This window comes from Streptomyces sp. NPDC029169 (genome assembly GCF_055563935.1).
On sequence record NZ_JBVHXA010000025.1, the window covers coordinates 54,745 to 71,301 of the forward strand.

Here is a 16,557-nt window from a genome sequence, read left to right on the forward strand (position 1 = left end):
GTCAGGGCTTCGGCGGCAGCGTTGCGGCCAGGGCGGCGATCCGGTCCGGGCCCACTCGGCAGCAGCCGCCGATCAGCCGGGCGCCGGCGGTCGGCCAGTCCCGCATCCGGTCCGGGTCGAAGCTTCCGCTGCCGCGCCAGGACCGGGCACCGGCGTCCCACTCCTCGCCGCTGTTGGGGTAGACGACGACCGGCTTCCCCGTGACCTCCGAGGCGATCTCCACGGCCCGCGCCGCGTCCCCCGGCTCGCAGCAGTTGACCCCGGCCGCGATCACCTGATCGTTCCCCGTCACGAGCCCGAAGGCCTCCGTCAGCTCCTGCCCGGCCCGGGTCCGCTCCCCCGCGATCGTGTACGAGAGCCAGACCGGCACCCCGCACCCCTCGACGGCCCGCAGCAGCGCCTCGGCCTCGACGGCGTCCGGGACCGTCTCCAGAGCCAGGACATCAGGCCGCGCCGCCGCGAGCGCCTCGATCCGGGGCCGGTGGAACCGCTCCAGCTCGCGCACGGTCAGCCCGTACCGGCCCCGGTACTCGCTGCCGTCCGCGAGCATCGCCCCGTACGGCCCGACCGACCCGGCGACCCACACCGGCCCCGTCGCCCCCTCCCCCGCCGCCCGGGCCAGCTCCACGCTCCGGGCGAGCAGCCGCTCCGCCCCGGCCCGTTCGACACCGCGCCGGGCGAAGCCCTCGAAGGTGGCCTGGTAGCTGGCGGTGATCAGCACCCGGGCACCCGCCCGCACATAGGCGGTGTGCGCCGCCTCGATCTGCTCGGGCCCGTCGGCGAGCAGCCGCGCCGACCACAGCTCGTCGCGCAGGTCGCAGCCCTGGGCCTCCAACTGGTTGGAGAGCCCGCCGTCGAGGACGAGCACCTCCCGGGCGAGCGCCTCGGCGAGAGGGCGGACGGGTTTCATCGGTCCACCTCCGTTCAGTCGAGCTGGGACTGGACCTGGGCGGAGATCAGCTCCAGGTGGTCCAGGTCGTCCAGGTCGAGGACCTGGAGGTAGATCCTGGACGCCCCGATCGCTCCGTACCGACCGATCTTCTCCACGACCTCCGCCGGCGAACCGGCAAGCCCGTTCGCCTTCAGCTCCTCCACCTCGCGCCCGATCGCCGCCGCCCGGCGGGCCACCTCGGCGTCGTCCTTGCCGACGCAGACCACCAGGGCGTTGGAGTACACCAGCTCGTCGGCCCGGCGGCCGGCCGCCTCGGCGGCGGCCCGGACGCGCCCGAACTGCCGCTCGCTGTCCTCCAGCGAGGCGAAGGGGATGTTGAACTCGTCGGCGTACCGCGCGGCCAGACGCGGCGTACGGCTCGCACCGTGCCCGCCGACCAGCACCGGAACCCTGGCCTGGGCCGGCTTGGGCAGCGCGGGCGAGTCGGTGAGCTGGTAGTACTCGCCGTCGTAGGAGAACGTCTTGCCGAGCTCGGTGCCCCACAGCCCCGTGACGATCGCCAGCTGCTCCTCCAGCCGGCCGAACTTCTCCTTGGGGAACGGGATGCCGTACGCCCGGTGCTCCTCCTCGAACCAGCCCGCCCCCAGGCCCAGTTCGACCCGGCCGCCGGACATCTGGTCGACCTGGGCGACCTGGATGGCCAGGACGCCGGGGAGACGGAACGTGCCGGCGGTCATCAGCGTGCCGAGCCGGATCCGACTGGTCTCCCGGGCCAGGCCGGCCAGCGTGATCCAGGCGTCCGTCGGCCCGGGCAGCCCGTCGGCGGAGCCCATGCTGACGTAGTGGTCGGACCGGAAGAAGGCGTCGAAGCCGAGGTCCTCGGTGGCCTTGGCGACGGTGAGCAGGGTGTCGTAGCCGGCCCCTTGCTGGGGCTCGGTGAAGATTCGAAGATCCATACCTCCATCCTGCACCTCTGGGCGGCCGTCAACCTCTACGTCAGCCCGGGGTGCGCTCCGGCTCGGTCGGGTGAATATCCGGCCCTCCGGCGGGGCGCGTCCCGCCAGGCCAGTGACCGTGGCCCGGCACCCGTCGTTGGCTCGGGCGGAGCCGGACCGCCCGGCCCGCGTGCCGGCGGCCGCTGCCGGTGCGTCGTTCTCACGTGTGGCCCCTCCCCCACGGGAAGGGCCTGGGCCGAGGAGGCCGCCATGTCCCAGGAAGCCGCGCCCGAAAGGGCGATGCCCGAGCAGCCGGTACAGCAGTCCGTGCCCGAGCAGAAGGGCTCCGGCGCCCCCAAGGGCCTGCTGCAGCAGATGGAGGAGCTGATGGCGGCGCTCACCGCCGACCTGTCGCAGCTCGACGCCGACCTTCAGTCCTCGGCCGACCGCCACGAGACCTCTGCGGAGGGCGAGCCCCGCACGGACTGACTTCCGCCCCGGCCGCCGCCCTCCAGCCGTCTCGCCGTCCCCACGGTCACCGCTCGGACGGTCCCCGCACCGCCGGTCACCGTGCGGACGGCCGCCGTCCGTAACGGTTCGCCCGTCCGTCCCGGCCCCGCCACTCGTCACGGCCCGCCTGTGCGTGACGGTCCACCCGTTCGTCCCGGCCCCGCCGTTCGTCCTGGCCCGCCCGTCCGTCCCAGCCCGCCCGCTCGCCACGGCCCGCCCGTTCTTCGTCCCGCCCCGCCGTCCGTTCCGGCCCGCCCGTTCTTCGCCCCCGCCCGGCCATTCGTCCCGGCCCACCCGTTCGTCACGGTCCCGCCGTTCATCACAGCCGCACCGCTCATCTCCACCCCGCCGCTCATCGCAGCCCCGCCGGCCCCGCGCGGCCCCGGGCCGCATCGGGTGGACGGTCACGCTCCCGTACCGCGAGGCGGCGCAGCATGCCGCGCACGCGGTCGTTCGCCTCGTCGGCGGCATCGATGGCCTCGATGCACTGCCAGTACAGCCCCTCCTCGTCGGTCACGCACGCCACGCCGACCAGGGCGATCCCCACTTCTCCCAGGAGCGCGCCGAGCGCGGTCAACGCCACGCGCGCGTCCCCTACTTCGGTGAGCTGGGCGGCCCTCGGTCCGCCCGTCCGCAGCATCGGATGCTCGGCCATCCCGCGCCCGCCGCCGATCTCGCTCAGCCCCCGCGCCTCGCTCCGCAGCTCCTGCGGTCCGCAGAGCGCGAGATGACTCCCTATCGCCTGCGCGAGGGCCTGGGCCTGCCAGGCCTCCGCCACGATCTCCAGCGCCGTCCGGCTCTGTGCCAGCGCGTGCCGGCCCGTCGCGATCAGTCGCTCCGCTTCCATGTACGCCGCCCCCGTTCGTACGACTTACTGCCCACTGATTCCATTACCCAGCGTGAAGGCGCCTGAGCCCAAACGCCAGAGGAATTCGGAAATCTGTGGACAGGAAGCTCGATGGGGATAACTCGATCACTCCGAAGAGTGACGATCACCGTTTTCAGTGGAGTTGGTGTCCTCGCCCGGAGGCCGCCCGACGGGGAAGCGGAGTTCGTTCCTGTCGATCTTCGCCGACAGCGCGGCGAGCGGATCGACGCCCAGCACCTGGCAGAACTGCAGCAGATAGGCGAGCACGTCGGCGACCTCGTCCTCGACCCGGTGCGCCGTCTCCGGGTCGTCCATCACCCGGTCCGCCTGCTGCGGCGTCAACCACTGGAAGATCTCCAGGAGTTCGGCTGCCTCGACGCTGAGCGCGGCCACCAGGTTCTTCGGCGTGTGATACGGCTGCCACTCCCGCGCGGCAGCGAACTCGGCCAGCCTGCGCTGCAATCCCGCTACATCCAGTTCACTCACGCCCCAGGTCTACCACTGACACCCCCGGCGTCTCGCGTGCGTATCCCGCGGCCGACTCCCCGACCGTGCCGACGAGCCGGATGTGCCCCTCGGCGCAGATGTCGGCGGCGAGGCCGAGCAGTGCGCGCAACTGGGGCCCGTCCAGACACCCGTCGAGGCCGTCGGTGAGGACGGTCAGGGTCCGCATGGCGGCGGGCACTTCGGCGAGCTGGTCCATGGCGAGCACGCCGGGTCCGGTGAGCAGGACGAGGGCGAGGGCGAGATAGCGCAGTTCGCCGTCGCCGAGCCGGCCGAACGGGGTCGCGACCGGCGTGCGGCGCGGGGCCGGCACCCCGATACCTTCGGACCACGAGGACAGGGCGGCCCCGGCGGGCCCCGCCGGCCGGCCGGCGCCTGCACCGGCGCCCGCGCCCACACCCGTAACAACGCCCGCACCAACCCCCCTCGGCTCGCGCTCCAGTGACGCGCGTACCGTCGCGTCCGGCAGCTCCTCCACCCGCAGCCCGGTCACGACGCCCGCACAGCCGGCGCCCGCCACCGCCACGAGCCGGGCGTGACGGCGCGCGCACTCGGTGGCGGTGCGGTGCAGCACCTCCGCGAGGTTGTCGCAGCCGCGCCGCAGCCGGCCTTCGCCCATCGGCACGGGTGCCCGCATCCGCCACGGCTGCGGATCGCAGGGGAAGACCGAGCGCAGCGCGACCACCACCTGCTCGGCCGCGGCCAGGACTTCCAGCTGCCCCTTCGTCTTTCCCGCCACGCGCAGCGGCAGCAGGGCGGTGCCGAGCAGATCGTCGGGGAAGGGCGCCCGGGTGACGGGGGTGGTGCCGGCGGTGTGCCATTCGGCCTGGACGGTGCTGCGGCCGGGGTCGCGGAGCGCGGTGGTGAGCAGCGTACGGCCGCGGCAGGTGAGCCGTTCGCCGACGATACGGAGTGTGGGTTCGGCCTGGACCGCGAGGTCGAGGCGGACGGGGCCGGCCGGGCCGTCGATGGTGCAGCCGATCCGGAAGCCCCGCCTCCCCTGGGCGTCGGGCCGGGCCCGTTCGGGTACGCAGGCGGCGGCGTCGGGGAAGGCGGCGGCCAGGTCCTCGCCCGCGCCGAGCCGGGCCAGGGCCTCGTACGCGCGCAGGGCGCTGGACTTGCCGCTGCCGCTCGCCCCGGTGAAGAGCGTCACGGGGCCGAGCGGGTGGACGGCTGCGCGGTGCGCGGCGAAGGCGGAGAGACGGAGTTCGGTGACGGCGGGGCGGGCCGGCCGGCGCGCGGAGGCGTCCGTGAGCTGCCGCAGCACGTCGCGCCGCGCGGCCCCACCGACCTCAGTGCCCCGCATCTGTTCGCCCCGCGCCCGATCGCCCCGCCCTTGATCGCCCCGCGCCGGATCGCCTCCTGCCTCGCGTAAGGGACCGCGCACCGGAGTCGTATACGGGGAAGAGACGGAATCGGGCGTGAGGCCGCCGGTGGAGTCCATGATCGGACCGTACGCAGCCCCGTGGATGACGAACCGTTACGCCCTGGCCATCTTCCTACGATCGGGGGACGGCAACTCCCGCGTCGGACGCGCCCTCGACCTCCGTACCGGCCGGAGCGAGCAGGAAGACGTTGCGGTCGACGCGGTGCATGACGCTGCCGAGCCCGAACACGACGCCGCTGCTGAAGTCCAGGATGCGCTTGGCGACGTCGGTGTCGGCGCCGGTCAGGTCGAGGAGCACCGGAATCCGGGCGATGAGGTACTCGGCGACCTCGCGGGCGTCGGCGAAGACCTGCACGCGCAGGACGACCATGCGGCGCTGTTCGGCGGCCTCGTACGGGTCGGGCATCGTGCTGTGGTCGACCCTGGACGGCCATTCGTCACGGCCGCGCAGGGGCAGGACCTGGGCGAGGCCCTCCCACTGTTCGTCGGTGACGTCGTACCTCTCGTACCTACTCATACGCCCATCCTCCCGTTCCTCACCCGTTCGGCCCAACACCGACACGAGCCGACTCCCGTTCGGCCCCACACCGACACGAGCGGACTCTCGGTCGGCCATCAGCGCTCGACCGGCAGGCCGCGCGGCTCCTTGATCCGCTTCATGATGATCTGCGAGTTGACCTCGGTGACGCCGGTCAGCGAGGTGAGCCGCTCGATCCAGAGGCGTTCGTACGCGGCGAGGTCGGCGACCGCGATCCGCAGCAGGCAGCCGGGGCTGCCGAAGAGGCGGTGCGCCTCGATGACGTCGGGGATGTCCCGCAACGCCTCCTCGAAGGCCTCGACGGTCTCGCGGTCGCGCCGGACCTCGATCGAGACGAGCACCTCGAATCCCCGCCCGACCGCCGCCGGATCGATGACCGCGCGGTAGCCCTGGATGACCCCGTCCTCCTCCAGCTGCCGCACCCGCCGCAGGCAGGCCGAAGCGCTGAGGCCGATGCGCTGGGCCAGCTCCAGGTTGGTCAGCCGGCCGTCCTCCTGAAGCTCACGCAAGATACTGCGATCGATCCTGTCCATCACACAATTATGCACGCCACAATCCATGATCCCAGGCCCGAATTCGCAATCACATTCCATACAAGCTGACCTATCGTTGCGGAGGCGACACCCTCCGATCCCCAGGACAGACAGACATGCAGTGGACACGCGACGACCGGCCGCGCCGGATCACCCTCATCAGCACGGGCGGCACGATAGCCAGCCGCTGGCAGGGCACCGGATACGCCGCCGACGCGTCGGGTGACGACGTCCTGGCCACCGCGGCGCTGCCCGAGGGCGTGACGGTCGAGGTCGTCGACCTGTTCAACGTCAACAGCTCCCGCATGACCACCGCCCGTCAGCTCACCCTGCTGCGCGCGGTCCACGCGGCGCTCTCCGACCCCGGCGTGGACGGCGTCGTGGTCACCCACGGCACGGACACCCTGGAGGAGTCCGCGTTCTTCCTCGACCTGCACCACTCGGACCCGCGCCCCGTCGTCTTCACCGGCGCGCAGCGTCCGCTCGGTACGGGGGACGGCGACGGGCCCGGCAACATGTACGACGCCCTGCAGGTCGCCGCCTCGGTCCGCGACCTGGGTGTGCTGGTGGTCTTCGACGGCCAGGTGCACGCGGCGCGCGGCACCGTGAAGACGCAGACCCTGGCGGCGGACGCGTTCGCCGACCCCTCCGAGACCGGCCTCGGGAAGGTCGGTTTCGGCAGCGTGGACATCCGCCGCAGCCCGGACCGGCCCACTCCGCTGCCCCTTCCGGCCGCGGCCACCGCGCCGCGGGTCGACATCGTCATGCACCACAGCGACGGCGACCCGCTGTTCCTGAACACCGCCGTCGCGGCGGGCGCGCGCGGCGTCGTACTCGTCGGTACGGGGGCGGGCAACGCCACCCCCGAGATCACCGAGGCCGTCGGGGCGGCCGTGGCCCAGGGCACTCTGGTGGCCCTGAGCACGAGGGTCCCCGCCGGCCCGATCGCCGAGCTCTACACCGGCGGCGGAGCGGTGGACCTGGTCGCCGCCGGAGCCGTACCGGCGGGAACGCTGCGGGCGGGGCAGGCGCGGATGGCCGTCCTGGCGACCCTCCTGTCCGACGTCGCCGCGGAGCGCCGCCCGGCGCTGCTGCACAGCCTGCTGAACGGGCCGGCCCGCCCGGAGCCCGCCCTGACGGCGTCCGGCTCCCGCTTCTCCGGCGCCTCCTGAACCACGACTCTCCCCCGTTACCCCCTCCCCTCCTTAAGGCACCTCGATGACGACTGTCTCCCGCCGTGAACACGACCTTCTCGGAGAGCGGGAGGTGCCCGCCGACGCGTACTGGGGCATCCACTCCCTGCGCGCCATCGAGAACTTCCCGATCACGGGACTGCCGATCTCCGTCTACCCTCAGCTGATCGACGCGCTGGCCGCCGTCAAGGAGGCCGCGGCCCTGGCCAACGAGGAACTCGGCCTGCTCGCCCCGGAGAAGGCGGCCGCCATCGTGGCCGCCTGCCAGGAGATCCGTTCGGGGAAGCTGCACGACCAGTTCGTCGTGGACGTCGTCCAGGGCGGCGCCGGGACCTCGACGAACATGAACGCCAACGAGGTCATCGCCAACCGCGCCCTCGAACTCCTCGGCCACGCCAAGGGCGAGTACCAGCACCTGCACCCCAACGAGGACGTCAACCTCAGCCAGTCGACCAACGACGTCTACCCGACCGCCGTCCGGATCGCGGCGATCACGGCCGTCCACGGACTGCTCCAGGCCACGGCGGTGCTCCAGGACGCGTTCGCGGCGAAGGCCTTCGAGTTCCGCGACGTCCTCAAGATGGGCCGTACGCAGCTCCAGGACGCGGTGCCGATGACGCTGGGCCAGGAGTTCTCCACGTACGCGGTGATGCTGGACGAGGACCGCAACCGGCTCGCCGAGGCCGTGGAGCTGATCCACGAGATCAACCTGGGTGCCACCGCGATCGGTACGGGCCTCAACGCCCCCGTCGGCTACGCCGAGACGGCCCGCCGCCACCTCGCCGAGATCACCGGCATGCCGCTGGTGACCTCCGCCAACCTGGTGGAGGCGACCCAGGACTGCGGGGCGTTCGTCCAGCTCTCCGGCGTCCTCAAGCGCCTGGCCGTCAAGCTCTCCAAGACCTGCAACGACCTGCGCCTGCTCTCCTCGGGCCCGCGCGCCGGCCTGAACGAGATCAACCTCCCTGCGGTACAGGCCGGTTCGAGCATCATGCCGGGCAAGGTCAACCCGGTCATCCCGGAGGTCGTCAACCAGGTCGCCTTCGAGGTGATCGGCAACGACATGACGATCACGATGGCGGCGGAGGGCGGCCAGCTCCAGCTGAACGCCTTCGAGCCGATCATCCTGCACTCCCTGGCGAAGAGCATCACCTCCCTGCGCGCGGCCTGCCTCACCCTCGCGGAACGCTGCGTCGTGGGCATCACGGCCAACACGGACCAGCTGCGGGCGGCGGTCGAGAACTCCATCGGGCTCGCCACGGCCCTCAACCCGTACATCGGCTACACGGCCGCCACCGCCATCGCCACGGAGGCACTCCAGACGGGCCGGGGCGTGGCCGAACTCACCCTGGAGAAGGGCCTCCTGCCGGCGGAACGCATCGCGGAACTGCTGACCCCGGAACGCCTGACGGGCGCCGAGGTCCGGTAGGCCGGCCGGCTGAGCGGCCCGCGACCACGGCACCGCGACCACGGGACCGCGGGCCGGCGCCCCTGCCACGGCCCGGCCCCGACCCCGGCCCGGCCCGGCCCGGCCCCGACCCGACGGGACAGCGCTCAGGCCAGTTCCGCGTGGCCGAAAAGTTCGGCGTACGCGGCGGGCAACTGGCTGATGAGCTTGTTCAGCTCCCCGCCGGAGATCCTCCGCGCGAGCACCGTCAGCACCGCTTCCGCATGAGCGTGGGCGGTCTCCTCGTCGTCACCGGTGGCCTCGGCCACCCGCCGGACGAACTCCTGGACGCCCCAGGACCTGCCCGGCCAGTTGTCGGCGGCGTCCATGAGCGCCTCGGCGAGCTCGATCGGGAGCGCCCTGCACACATCGGCGTGGCAGGACCGGGTACACGCATGGCACCGCCGTGTGAGGGGTGGCGAGTGACCATGGCGAACGACGTCATCGAACGAGGCGACATCTACTTCGCGTACCGGCCCCGCGTCGAGCAGGAGCAGGTCCACGACATCGAGGACGTCCAGCGCCTCTTCGTGATCCTTCAGCCTTCCGGCGGCGACCGCGGTCGGCGTCTCGTCATCGGACGCAAGCACCTGCCGCAGCCGGAGGAACACGAGCGGTTCTGGGGCTTCGTCGACGAGGTGTCCGACCGGCCGGAGGCCGTGGAAGAGGAACTGGAGCGGCGGACGTACGACACGTCCACGCGCGGCAGGCGGACGCAACCCGAGGCACGGCCGGCCGGAGAAGGCCGGTGCGCGATCGTCCGGCACGGCGACCACACCCACCTGACCTACGAACTCGAGCTGCCTGCCGAGCCGGGCGCCGTCCAGGAGGAACTGACCATCGAACCGGAAGCGAGCTACGTCATCGCGGTCAAGAACCCGAGGGCCGGCGCGCCGCCGGGGACCGGTCTCGCCCCGGAACAGCGGGCCGACCTGCCGCAGGACAAGCAGGATCGGTTCGAGGGGAAGCGGTTCACCGGCGCCGATCCGGAACTCCTGGACGAGGAGGGGACCGAGTTCGTACTGATCGGCGCCGCACGCGACGTCGAGGAGGAGCTTGACGTCCGGCTCGACGCGGAGACCGAGGACGCCGAGTCGGCCGACATCTTCCGCCGTCTGCGCATGCCCCGCGAGAAGCACCCCACACAGCCGCTGACCGAGGGCGAGTGGCGTTAGCAAGCGGGGGACGCCGAGGGCGGCGGCGTCGCAAAATTCCAGGTGCGCCACCGTGCGCATGCCCACGCACGAGCGGGGAAGGCGCGCCTTGGCAGGTCAACGGAGGAGGACATCGTCGGCGCCGAGATCGTCGACGAGGGCAAGCGGAACGAAACCGACTGACAGCGCACCACCGTACGAGGCGATCGACCCATGACCGAGAAGCAGATGATCACGGTGTTCGGTGCAACCGGGCGACAGGGCGGCGGCTTTGTCAGAGCGGCCCTGGCCGACCGGGACGAATCCTTCGCGGTACGCGCCGTCACCCGGCACCCGGACTCCGACCAGGCCCGCGAGCTGAAGGTGCTGGGCGCGGAGATCGTCCAGGCCGACATGGACGACGAATCCAGCCTGGCGCCCGCCTTCGAGCACGCGTACGGCGCGTTCCTGGTCACGAACTTCTGGGAGCACATGTCCGCCGAACGGGAGAAGTCCCAGGCCCATGCCCTGGCCCGGGCCGCCTCCCACGCGGGGGTGCAGCACGCGGTCTGGTCCACTCTGGAGGACACGCGTGACTGCATTCCCCTCGACGACGACCGGATGCCGACCCTTCAGGACCACTTCAAGGTGCCCCATTTCGACGGCAAGGCCGATGCCGACCGCTACTTCTCCGAAGAGGGCGTACCGACGACGTTCCTGCGCTCGACGTTCTTCTGGGAGAACCTGTTCGGCGTGTTCGCCCCGCGGCGCGGCGAGGGCGGCGACCTCGAGCTCAATTACCCGATGGGCGAAAGCCGGCTCTCCGGTATCGCGGTCGACGACATCGGCAAGACCGCCTTCGCCATCCTCCGCGGTGGTGCCGATTTCGTCGCCGCCACGATCAGCATCGCCGGTGAGCACCTCAAGGTCGCCGACATGGCCGCGGCCCTCACCGAGTCCGTCGGCGAACCCGTACGCTACCGGCCCCTCACTCCGGACGAGTACCGGGCGCAGGGGCACCCCGGCGCCGACGAGCGGGGAAACATGTTCCAGTACTACGCGGACTGCGAGCACCGCTTCACCGCGGCCAGGGATCTCACCGCCGTCCGCAACCTCAACCCCGCTCTCCAGGACTTCGCAACCTGGCTCGCCGACCACCACGAGAAACTCCGCACCGCCTGGGCATGAGGCGCACCGGTGGAGTACGCGAGGCGACACACGCGGCCCGGGAACGCGCCCATCGGAGGGGCCGGCGAGTCGAAGGGAACACCACGATGCCCCGGCATGACACACCCGGACCAGAGGAACAGCAGCCGCCAGTGGTCATCCATGACAGACGGCGGATCGACCCGGAGACCCTCGAGCTCAGGGAACCCGAGGAGGAGACACCCGAGCGGGAAGGGGGCGAGCACCTGCTCGAACCGGTGGACCGAGCCGGCGCTCTGGAGGCGCAGCTCGCCGAGCGCACCGCCGACCTCCGGCAGGTGGAAGCGGAGTACGAGAACTACCGCAAGCAGGTGCAGCGTGACCAGGCCGCCATGAGCGAGATCGCCGTCGCCAAGGTCCTCGACCACCTCCTGCCCGTTCTCGACGCCATCGACCGGGCCCGCGGGCTCGGCGAGGTCACGGGAGAGATGCGGACAGTGGCCGACACTCTGGAGGAACGGCTCACGAGCCTCGGCCTGGAACGGACGGGCCGGCCGGGCGAACCCTTCGACCCGGCGCGCCACGAAGCCGTCGACCACCAGGTGTCCGACGACGTCGACGCGCCCGTCTGCACGGCCGTCCTGCGCCCCGGCTACCAGGTGGGCACACGGCTGCTCCGCCCCGCCCAGGTCTCCGTCGCCGAACCCCCGGAGCAGGCGCCTCCCTCAGCGGCGGCCGAGGGCTGAGCCGAGCGGGAGACGGAGGCCCGAGACGGTTGCCCCGGTCCCGGAGACGATGGCGGCCTGGGTCGTCGCCGCCGAACGCCCCGGGACGATCCAGCGCCGGCAGCGAGGTCACCGGGCCGGAGGTCGGCGCCCGGGGAGGAATCCCTTGGCTGCGGCCCACGTGCGGAACCTGCCGGAACTGCGCACGCGGCCGGGAGAACCTCTGCCCCTCGTCGCACTTCACCGGCTGGGACGCGGACGGCGGCTACACCCAGTGCGCGACCGTGCCCGCCGGGTACTCGGCCGAGGAGCCGGCCCCGCTGCTGTGCGCGGGGATCATCACACGACGGCCGCGGTGACGACGAGGCCGGCCTCGACGAGCCAGCGGCCTCGCACCGTGGTCAGCGGGCCCGTTCGGTGGAGGGACGCCTCGAAGGTCCGGTGGGCGGGGGCGAAGCGGAGCGTGGCGTCCTCGAAGTCGAGCCAGGAGCGGGCCTGCGGGAACCAGGCCTTGTAGACGGACTCCTTGGCGCTGAACAGCAGCCGGTCCCAGTGCACTTCGGGCTCTCGGGCGGCGAGTTCGGCCAGGTGCGGGAGTTCTTCCGGGCGGGCGATGTGCTCCCGTACCCCGTCCGGCAGCGGCAGATGCGGTTCCGCGTCGATGCCGAGCGAGACGATCGGCGCTCCGGCCCGGGCGACGGCCGCCGCCCGGTAGCCGTCGCAGTGGGTGAGGGCGCCGACCACCCCCTCCGGCCAGAGGGGTTCGCGGTTCGGGCCCCTGAGAACCGGCGTCGGCGGGTGTCCGAGCCGGCGCAGCGCGATGCGTGCGCAGTGCCGGGTGGTCGCGTACTCCCGCCGCCGCTTCGGCACCGCGCCGGCGACGGCCGTCTCTTCCTCGGGGAACAGCAGGGCCTCGGCGAGGTCTCCGTACGCCTCTTCGACGGCGACGGCACGCGGCAGTATCCGCTCGATCACCTCTCGCCCCGTACCTGCCCGGAAGCGGCCGCGGCAAGGAGCAGCGGCAGTACGTCGGCCCGGACCCGGTTCGGTGCGCCGAGCACCAAGGACTCGACCGCGGAGCGGCGCAGGAACAGCTGGGCCTCGCAGTCCAGGGTCAGGCCCCGGGCGCCGTGGATCTGGACGGTGTCCCGGCAGGTCTCCTTGGAAAGTTCGGCGGTCATCGCGTACGCCTGCGCGGCGCTCAGGCGCGGGTCGGCGCCGGTGTCGGCCTCGCGCGCGGCGACGCGGGTCAGGAGGCGGGCGGCGTCGATGCGGGTCGCGTGGCGGGCGAGGGTGAAGGCGAGGGACTGCTGCCGACCGATGGGGCCGCCGAACTGGCGGCGTTCCCGGGCGTGTTCCACCGCGAGCCGCAGGGCGGCCGCGGCGAGGCCGACGAGGTAGGCGGCCTGGAGCGTGCGGGCGGAGGCGATCAATTGCTGCCAGGCGGCGACCGGGTCCGGGCCGAGGTCCAGCCAGGCGAGGACGGGGGTGGCGGCGAGCTCGACGGCGTACGTCTCGCCTCGCCCCAGCTCCTCCTGCCGGCGCAGTCGGACGGTCGGGTGGTCGCGCGGGAGCAGGGCCGTACGGTGCTCGCCCTCGGGGGTGCGGCCGGTGACGAGCAGCCAGTCGGCGTCAGCGGCGCAGGTCACGAACCGCCGTACCGCGCTGACGGTGCCGTCGGCCGCTCCCACGGTGAGGGCGCCGTTCTCGGGGTGCAGGTCGCCGTCCCGGACGGCGGCGGCCACGGACGTGCCGTGCGCGATCTCGTTCAGGAGCCGGTCGCGTTCCGGGCAGGTACGGGAGCGCAGCAGGGTCTCGGCGGCGAGGACGGTGTCGAGGAGCGGCCCCTGGTAGAGGAGCTCCCCCAGGCGTTCCGCGACCACGGCGAGGGCCTCCTGCCCGCCCGCTCCCCCGGGCATCCGGAGCACGCCCAGGTCGGTCAGCGCCCGCCACACCATGGCGCGGACGTCGGCGTCCGAGGTGTCCGTTCCGTGCCGGGGCCGGTCCGCCATGCGCCTGATGAGCGGGGCGAGTTCGTCGTCCAGGACCTCGGTGAGGGTGTGTCGCAGTTCCTCGTGGTGCGGGGCGGTGGTGACGTCCATGGCGTGGTGGTTCTCCGGCTGTCTGTCGGGCGGGTGGGTGATCGGAGCGTACGGGCGATCCGAGCGGGATGAGGGCTGGTCAGGTGAGCAGGTCCAGACCCGCGGAGGCGATCAGGGTGAGCATCACCTCGGAGGTGCCGGAGGCGAGGGTCAGGCCCGGCGCCTCCCGGTACGCCGCCTCCAGGGCCCCGAGGTCCCGCGCCTCCTCGTCGTCGCCCGCGAGCAGGGCGTCCAGGCCCAGGACCTCGGGGAGGACGAGGGCGACCGAACGGGCGGTCTCGCCGGCTCCGTACTTGGCCATCGCCGAGCGCACCTCGTCGGTGCGGCCCGCGTGCAGATCGTTCACGCAGCGCCAGGCCAGCAGCCGGGCGGCCCTCACCTCGGCGTCCAGAGCCACCAGCCGCGCCCCGTCTCCCTGGTCGAGTGGGGCGGCCCCGCAGCCCACGCGGTCCAGGGCGATGTCGAGCCAGCGGCGTGCCTTGGCCTGGAACTCCACACCGGTGCGCTCCAGACCCAGTACCTCGCCGATGATCCGCCAGCCGTCGTCGACATCTCCGAGCACGTCCTCCTCGGTCACGTGGATCCCGGAGAGCGTGACCTCGTTGAACCGTTCGTCGCCGATGTTCCACAGCGGTTCGACGCGCACGCCGGGGGTCCGCAGGGGGACGAGGAAGACGGAGATGCCGTGGAAGCGGACCTCGGACTCGCTGGTCCTGGCCGCGCAGAGCGCGAAGTCGCCCAGATGGGTCTTGGCGCTGTAGATCTTCGTGCCGTGCAGGCGCCAGCCGTCGCCGTCGCGGTCGGCGCGGGTGCGCAGCGCGCTGAGGTCGGAGCCCGCGCCCGGCTCGCTGAAGAGCACCCCGGCGATGCTCTCGCCGCGCGCGATCGGCGGCAGCAGGCGGCTCTTCTGCGTCTCCGTGCCGTAGAGCAGGAGGGCGAGGCCGACGATGTCCACGCTGAGCGTGTGCGCGATGTCGGGGACGCCGTGGGCGATGAGCTCCTCGGTGAGGATGGCCTTCTCGGCGATGCCGGCGCCGGAACCGCCGTACTCGTACGGCCAGTTGGGGGCAAGCAGGCGCTGCTCCCCGAGCTTCCGGTAGACGTCGAGGAGGCCGCTCTCGGTGCCGGGCCGGCTGCGTACGGCCGCGGTGGCGGCCCGTAGGGCGTCGTCGTCGAGCAGGGCGCGGACCCGGTCCCGGTAGGCGAGCTGGTCAGAAGTGGGCGAGAGCTCCACCGGCCGCACCTCCCCCGGTGGCGGCCGGGGCGGCGGGGGGCTCCGCTTGCCCGAGGGCGCGCAGCATGCCGTCCTCGATGACCTTCGTCAGCACCTCGGGCGCCTGGAGGAAGGCGTAGTGCTCGCCGGGCAGGGTCACCGGGTGATGGCGCCCCGGGGCGGCGAAGCGCGCCCAGCCTCCCATCTGGTCCGGCCGTATCTCGCGGTCCTGCGACCAGCCGATGGCGTGGATGTCGGAGGGCAGGACGACGGGTGCGTCCAGGTGGTACGCCTTGTTGGCGTCCACGTCGGCGCGCAGGACACCCAGGCTCATGTCGATGAGGTCCGGGTGCGGTGTGCCGCCCATGGCCTGGGTCAGCTGGGCGAGTTCCTCGGCCAGTTCGGCGTCCGTCATCCCGAGGAAGCGGCCGAAGGGTCCGTCGTCCGGGGACACCTGCGAGGAGATGAAGAGCGCGGCAGGGGCGGGCAGACCGGCCTCGGCCAGGTGGAGGGCGGTGGCGAAGCCTGGGAGGGCCCCGCCACAGTGGCCGAAGAAGGCGAACGGCCGGTCCAGGTACGGCAGGAGCGCCTCGGCCAGCGGTCCGGCGAGCTGCTCGTACGTGCCGTAGTGCGGGTCGCGCAGCCGGTTCTCGCGGCCGGGCAGCTGGATCAGGCACACCTCGGCCTGGCCGATGCGGGTCGGCCACCGGTTGTACATCGACGCCCCCACACCGGAGTACGGGAAGCAGAAGAGGCGGGTGGGCGCGTCGCCCTTGGGCTTGCGCAGCAGCCAGCGCTGCGGGCGTGCGGTCGGGGGCATGGGGGACGTCACCTCGTGCGGGAAGTCGTCGGATCGGTGGCGAAGGACTCGCCTGCCATGCCGGCGGCGAGCGTGGTGCCGTCCGCCGGGTCGATCAGCAGGAACGATCCGGTACGGCGGGAGTCGGCGTACGCGTCGAGCGCGAGCGGCTCGGCGGTACGGATCTCGACCTGGCCTATGTCGTTGGCGACGAGCCGCTCCGGGTCCGGGTGCTGGGAGAGGTCGTCGAGGACCAAGCGGGACGGGATGGCCGCGACGATGGCGGGCACGGTGCGGGTGGTGTGCTTGAGCAGGACCCGCCGGCCGACGGCGAGCGGCTGGTCGGCGACGTGGCAGACGGTGGCCTCGATGTTCCGGCTGGTGGCCGGGGTGTCACCGGTGACGGCGATGAGGTCGCCGCGCGAGATGTCGATGTCGTCGGCAAGCCGGAGCGTGACGGACTGCGGCGCCCAGGCGATGTCCACAGACTCACCGAGCGCGTCGATCCCCACGATGGTGCTGGTGCGCCCGGACGGCAGGACGGTGATCTGCTCGCCGACCCGGAAGGCACCGGCCGCGATCTGACCCGCATACCCCCGGTAGTCCGGGTGCTCGGCGGTCTGCGGACGGAT

The 16,557-nt window shown here is 72.5% G+C and carries 20 protein-coding genes; 7 read left to right on the plus strand and 13 right to left on the minus strand.

Annotated elements, in window-relative coordinates; genetic code table 11:
• Position 1 precedes the first annotated feature (1 nt).
• Together mmuM and ACZ4VI_RS33115 are read right to left on the minus strand one after the other, a co-directional pair.
• Positions 2–910, minus strand: coding sequence for a homocysteine S-methyltransferase (gene mmuM / locus ACZ4VI_RS33110; protein WP_468005362.1), 909 nt, complete (start codon positions 908–910; stop codon positions 2–4).
• A gap of 14 nt (positions 911–924) precedes the next feature.
• Positions 925–1,848, minus strand: a complete 924-nt coding sequence (locus ACZ4VI_RS33115) for an LLM class F420-dependent oxidoreductase (RefSeq protein WP_468005364.1) — start codon at positions 1,846–1,848, stop codon at positions 925–927.
• Between the two features lie 249 nt (positions 1,849–2,097).
• On the opposite strand from ACZ4VI_RS33115, the gene ACZ4VI_RS33120 reads away from it, so the two are divergent.
• Entirely contained in the window at positions 2,098–2,316 is a 219-nt protein-coding gene (locus tag ACZ4VI_RS33120) for a hypothetical protein (RefSeq protein WP_468005366.1), read from the plus strand.
• A gap of 373 nt (positions 2,317–2,689) precedes the next feature.
• Here ACZ4VI_RS33120 and ACZ4VI_RS33125 read toward each other — a convergent pair whose 3' ends face one another.
• The 5 genes from ACZ4VI_RS33125 to ACZ4VI_RS33145 form a co-directional block, all read right to left on the minus strand.
• Positions 2,690–3,184 (minus strand): DUF6099 family protein, encoded by a 495-nt coding sequence (locus ACZ4VI_RS33125; RefSeq protein WP_468005368.1) that lies wholly within the window; start codon positions 3,182–3,184, stop codon positions 2,690–2,692.
• A 126-nt stretch (positions 3,185–3,310) separates the two neighbouring features.
• Positions 3,311–3,691 (minus strand): nucleotide pyrophosphohydrolase, encoded by a 381-nt coding sequence (locus ACZ4VI_RS33130; RefSeq protein WP_468005370.1) that lies wholly within the window; start codon positions 3,689–3,691, stop codon positions 3,311–3,313.
• Entirely contained in the window at positions 3,684–5,015 is a 1,332-nt protein-coding gene (locus ACZ4VI_RS33135) for an AAA family ATPase (protein ID WP_468005371.1), read from the minus strand. The genes ACZ4VI_RS33130 and ACZ4VI_RS33135 overlap by 8 nt, the downstream gene beginning before the upstream one ends.
• 193 nt (positions 5,016–5,208) lie before the next feature.
• Entirely contained in the window at positions 5,209–5,613 is a 405-nt protein-coding gene (locus tag ACZ4VI_RS33140) for a cell division protein SepF (protein WP_468005373.1), read from the minus strand.
• A 98-nt stretch (positions 5,614–5,711) separates the two neighbouring features.
• On the minus strand, positions 5,712–6,167 hold the full coding sequence (locus ACZ4VI_RS33145; protein WP_260226008.1) for an Lrp/AsnC family transcriptional regulator: 456 nt from the start codon (positions 6,165–6,167) through the stop codon (positions 5,712–5,714).
• Between the two features lie 116 nt (positions 6,168–6,283).
• Here ACZ4VI_RS33145 and ACZ4VI_RS33150 point away from each other — a divergent pair, with 116 nt between their 5' ends.
• Together ACZ4VI_RS33150 and aspA are read left to right on the plus strand one after the other, a co-directional pair.
• Entirely contained in the window at positions 6,284–7,339 is a 1,056-nt protein-coding gene (locus tag ACZ4VI_RS33150) for an asparaginase (RefSeq protein WP_468005375.1), read from the plus strand.
• A gap of 46 nt (positions 7,340–7,385) precedes the next feature.
• Complete coding sequence (gene aspA / locus ACZ4VI_RS33155) at positions 7,386–8,789, plus strand: aspartate ammonia-lyase (protein WP_468005377.1); 1,404 nt, start codon at positions 7,386–7,388, stop codon at positions 8,787–8,789.
• Positions 8,790–8,914: 125 nt separating this feature from the next.
• Here the strand turns inward: aspA and ACZ4VI_RS33160 are convergent, their stop codons facing one another.
• On the minus strand, positions 8,915–9,175 hold the full coding sequence (locus tag ACZ4VI_RS33160; protein ID WP_468005379.1) for a DUF2267 domain-containing protein: 261 nt from the start codon (positions 9,173–9,175) through the stop codon (positions 8,915–8,917).
• A gap of 54 nt (positions 9,176–9,229) precedes the next feature.
• Between ACZ4VI_RS33160 and ACZ4VI_RS33165 the strand changes: the two genes are divergently transcribed.
• The 4 genes from ACZ4VI_RS33165 (at position 9,230) to ACZ4VI_RS33180 (ending at position 12,170) form a co-directional block, all read left to right on the plus strand.
• On the plus strand, positions 9,230–9,982 hold the full coding sequence (locus tag ACZ4VI_RS33165; RefSeq protein WP_468005380.1) for a hypothetical protein: 753 nt from the start codon (positions 9,230–9,232) through the stop codon (positions 9,980–9,982).
• Between the two features lie 192 nt (positions 9,983–10,174).
• On the plus strand, positions 10,175–11,128 hold the full coding sequence (locus ACZ4VI_RS33170) for an NmrA/HSCARG family protein (protein WP_468005382.1): 954 nt from the start codon (positions 10,175–10,177) through the stop codon (positions 11,126–11,128).
• Positions 11,129–11,259: 131 nt separating this feature from the next.
• Positions 11,260–11,832, plus strand: a complete 573-nt coding sequence (gene grpE / locus ACZ4VI_RS33175; protein ID WP_468005384.1) for a nucleotide exchange factor GrpE — start codon at positions 11,260–11,262, stop codon at positions 11,830–11,832.
• Positions 11,833–11,861: 29 nt separating this feature from the next.
• A complete protein-coding gene (locus ACZ4VI_RS33180; protein ID WP_468005386.1) occupies positions 11,862–12,170 on the plus strand; it encodes an alcohol dehydrogenase catalytic domain-containing protein in 309 nt (102 codons plus the stop codon).
• On the opposite strand, the gene ACZ4VI_RS33185 is transcribed toward ACZ4VI_RS33180, so the two are convergent.
• The 5 genes from ACZ4VI_RS33185 to ACZ4VI_RS33205 form a co-directional block, all read right to left on the minus strand.
• Complete coding sequence (locus ACZ4VI_RS33185) at positions 12,151–12,786, minus strand: 4'-phosphopantetheinyl transferase family protein (protein ID WP_468005388.1); 636 nt, start codon at positions 12,784–12,786, stop codon at positions 12,151–12,153. The genes ACZ4VI_RS33180 and ACZ4VI_RS33185 overlap by 20 nt on opposite strands.
• Entirely contained in the window at positions 12,783–13,913 is a 1,131-nt protein-coding gene (locus tag ACZ4VI_RS33190) for an acyl-CoA dehydrogenase family protein (RefSeq protein WP_468005390.1), read from the minus strand. The genes ACZ4VI_RS33185 and ACZ4VI_RS33190 overlap by 4 nt, the downstream gene beginning before the upstream one ends.
• Before the next feature lie 79 nt (positions 13,914–13,992).
• Positions 13,993–15,147: an acyl-CoA dehydrogenase family protein gene (locus ACZ4VI_RS33195; RefSeq protein WP_468005392.1), complete on the minus strand. Its 1,155-nt coding sequence runs from the start codon at positions 15,145–15,147 to the stop codon at positions 13,993–13,995.
• Complete coding sequence (locus tag ACZ4VI_RS33200) at positions 15,125–15,946, minus strand: thioesterase II family protein (RefSeq protein WP_468005394.1); 822 nt, start codon at positions 15,944–15,946, stop codon at positions 15,125–15,127. The genes ACZ4VI_RS33195 and ACZ4VI_RS33200 overlap by 23 nt, the downstream gene beginning before the upstream one ends.
• An 8-nt stretch (positions 15,947–15,954) precedes the next feature.
• On the minus strand, positions 15,955–16,557 hold a 603-nt coding region (locus ACZ4VI_RS33205), incomplete at its 5' end, for an elongation factor 1-alpha C-terminal domain-related protein (RefSeq protein WP_468005396.1).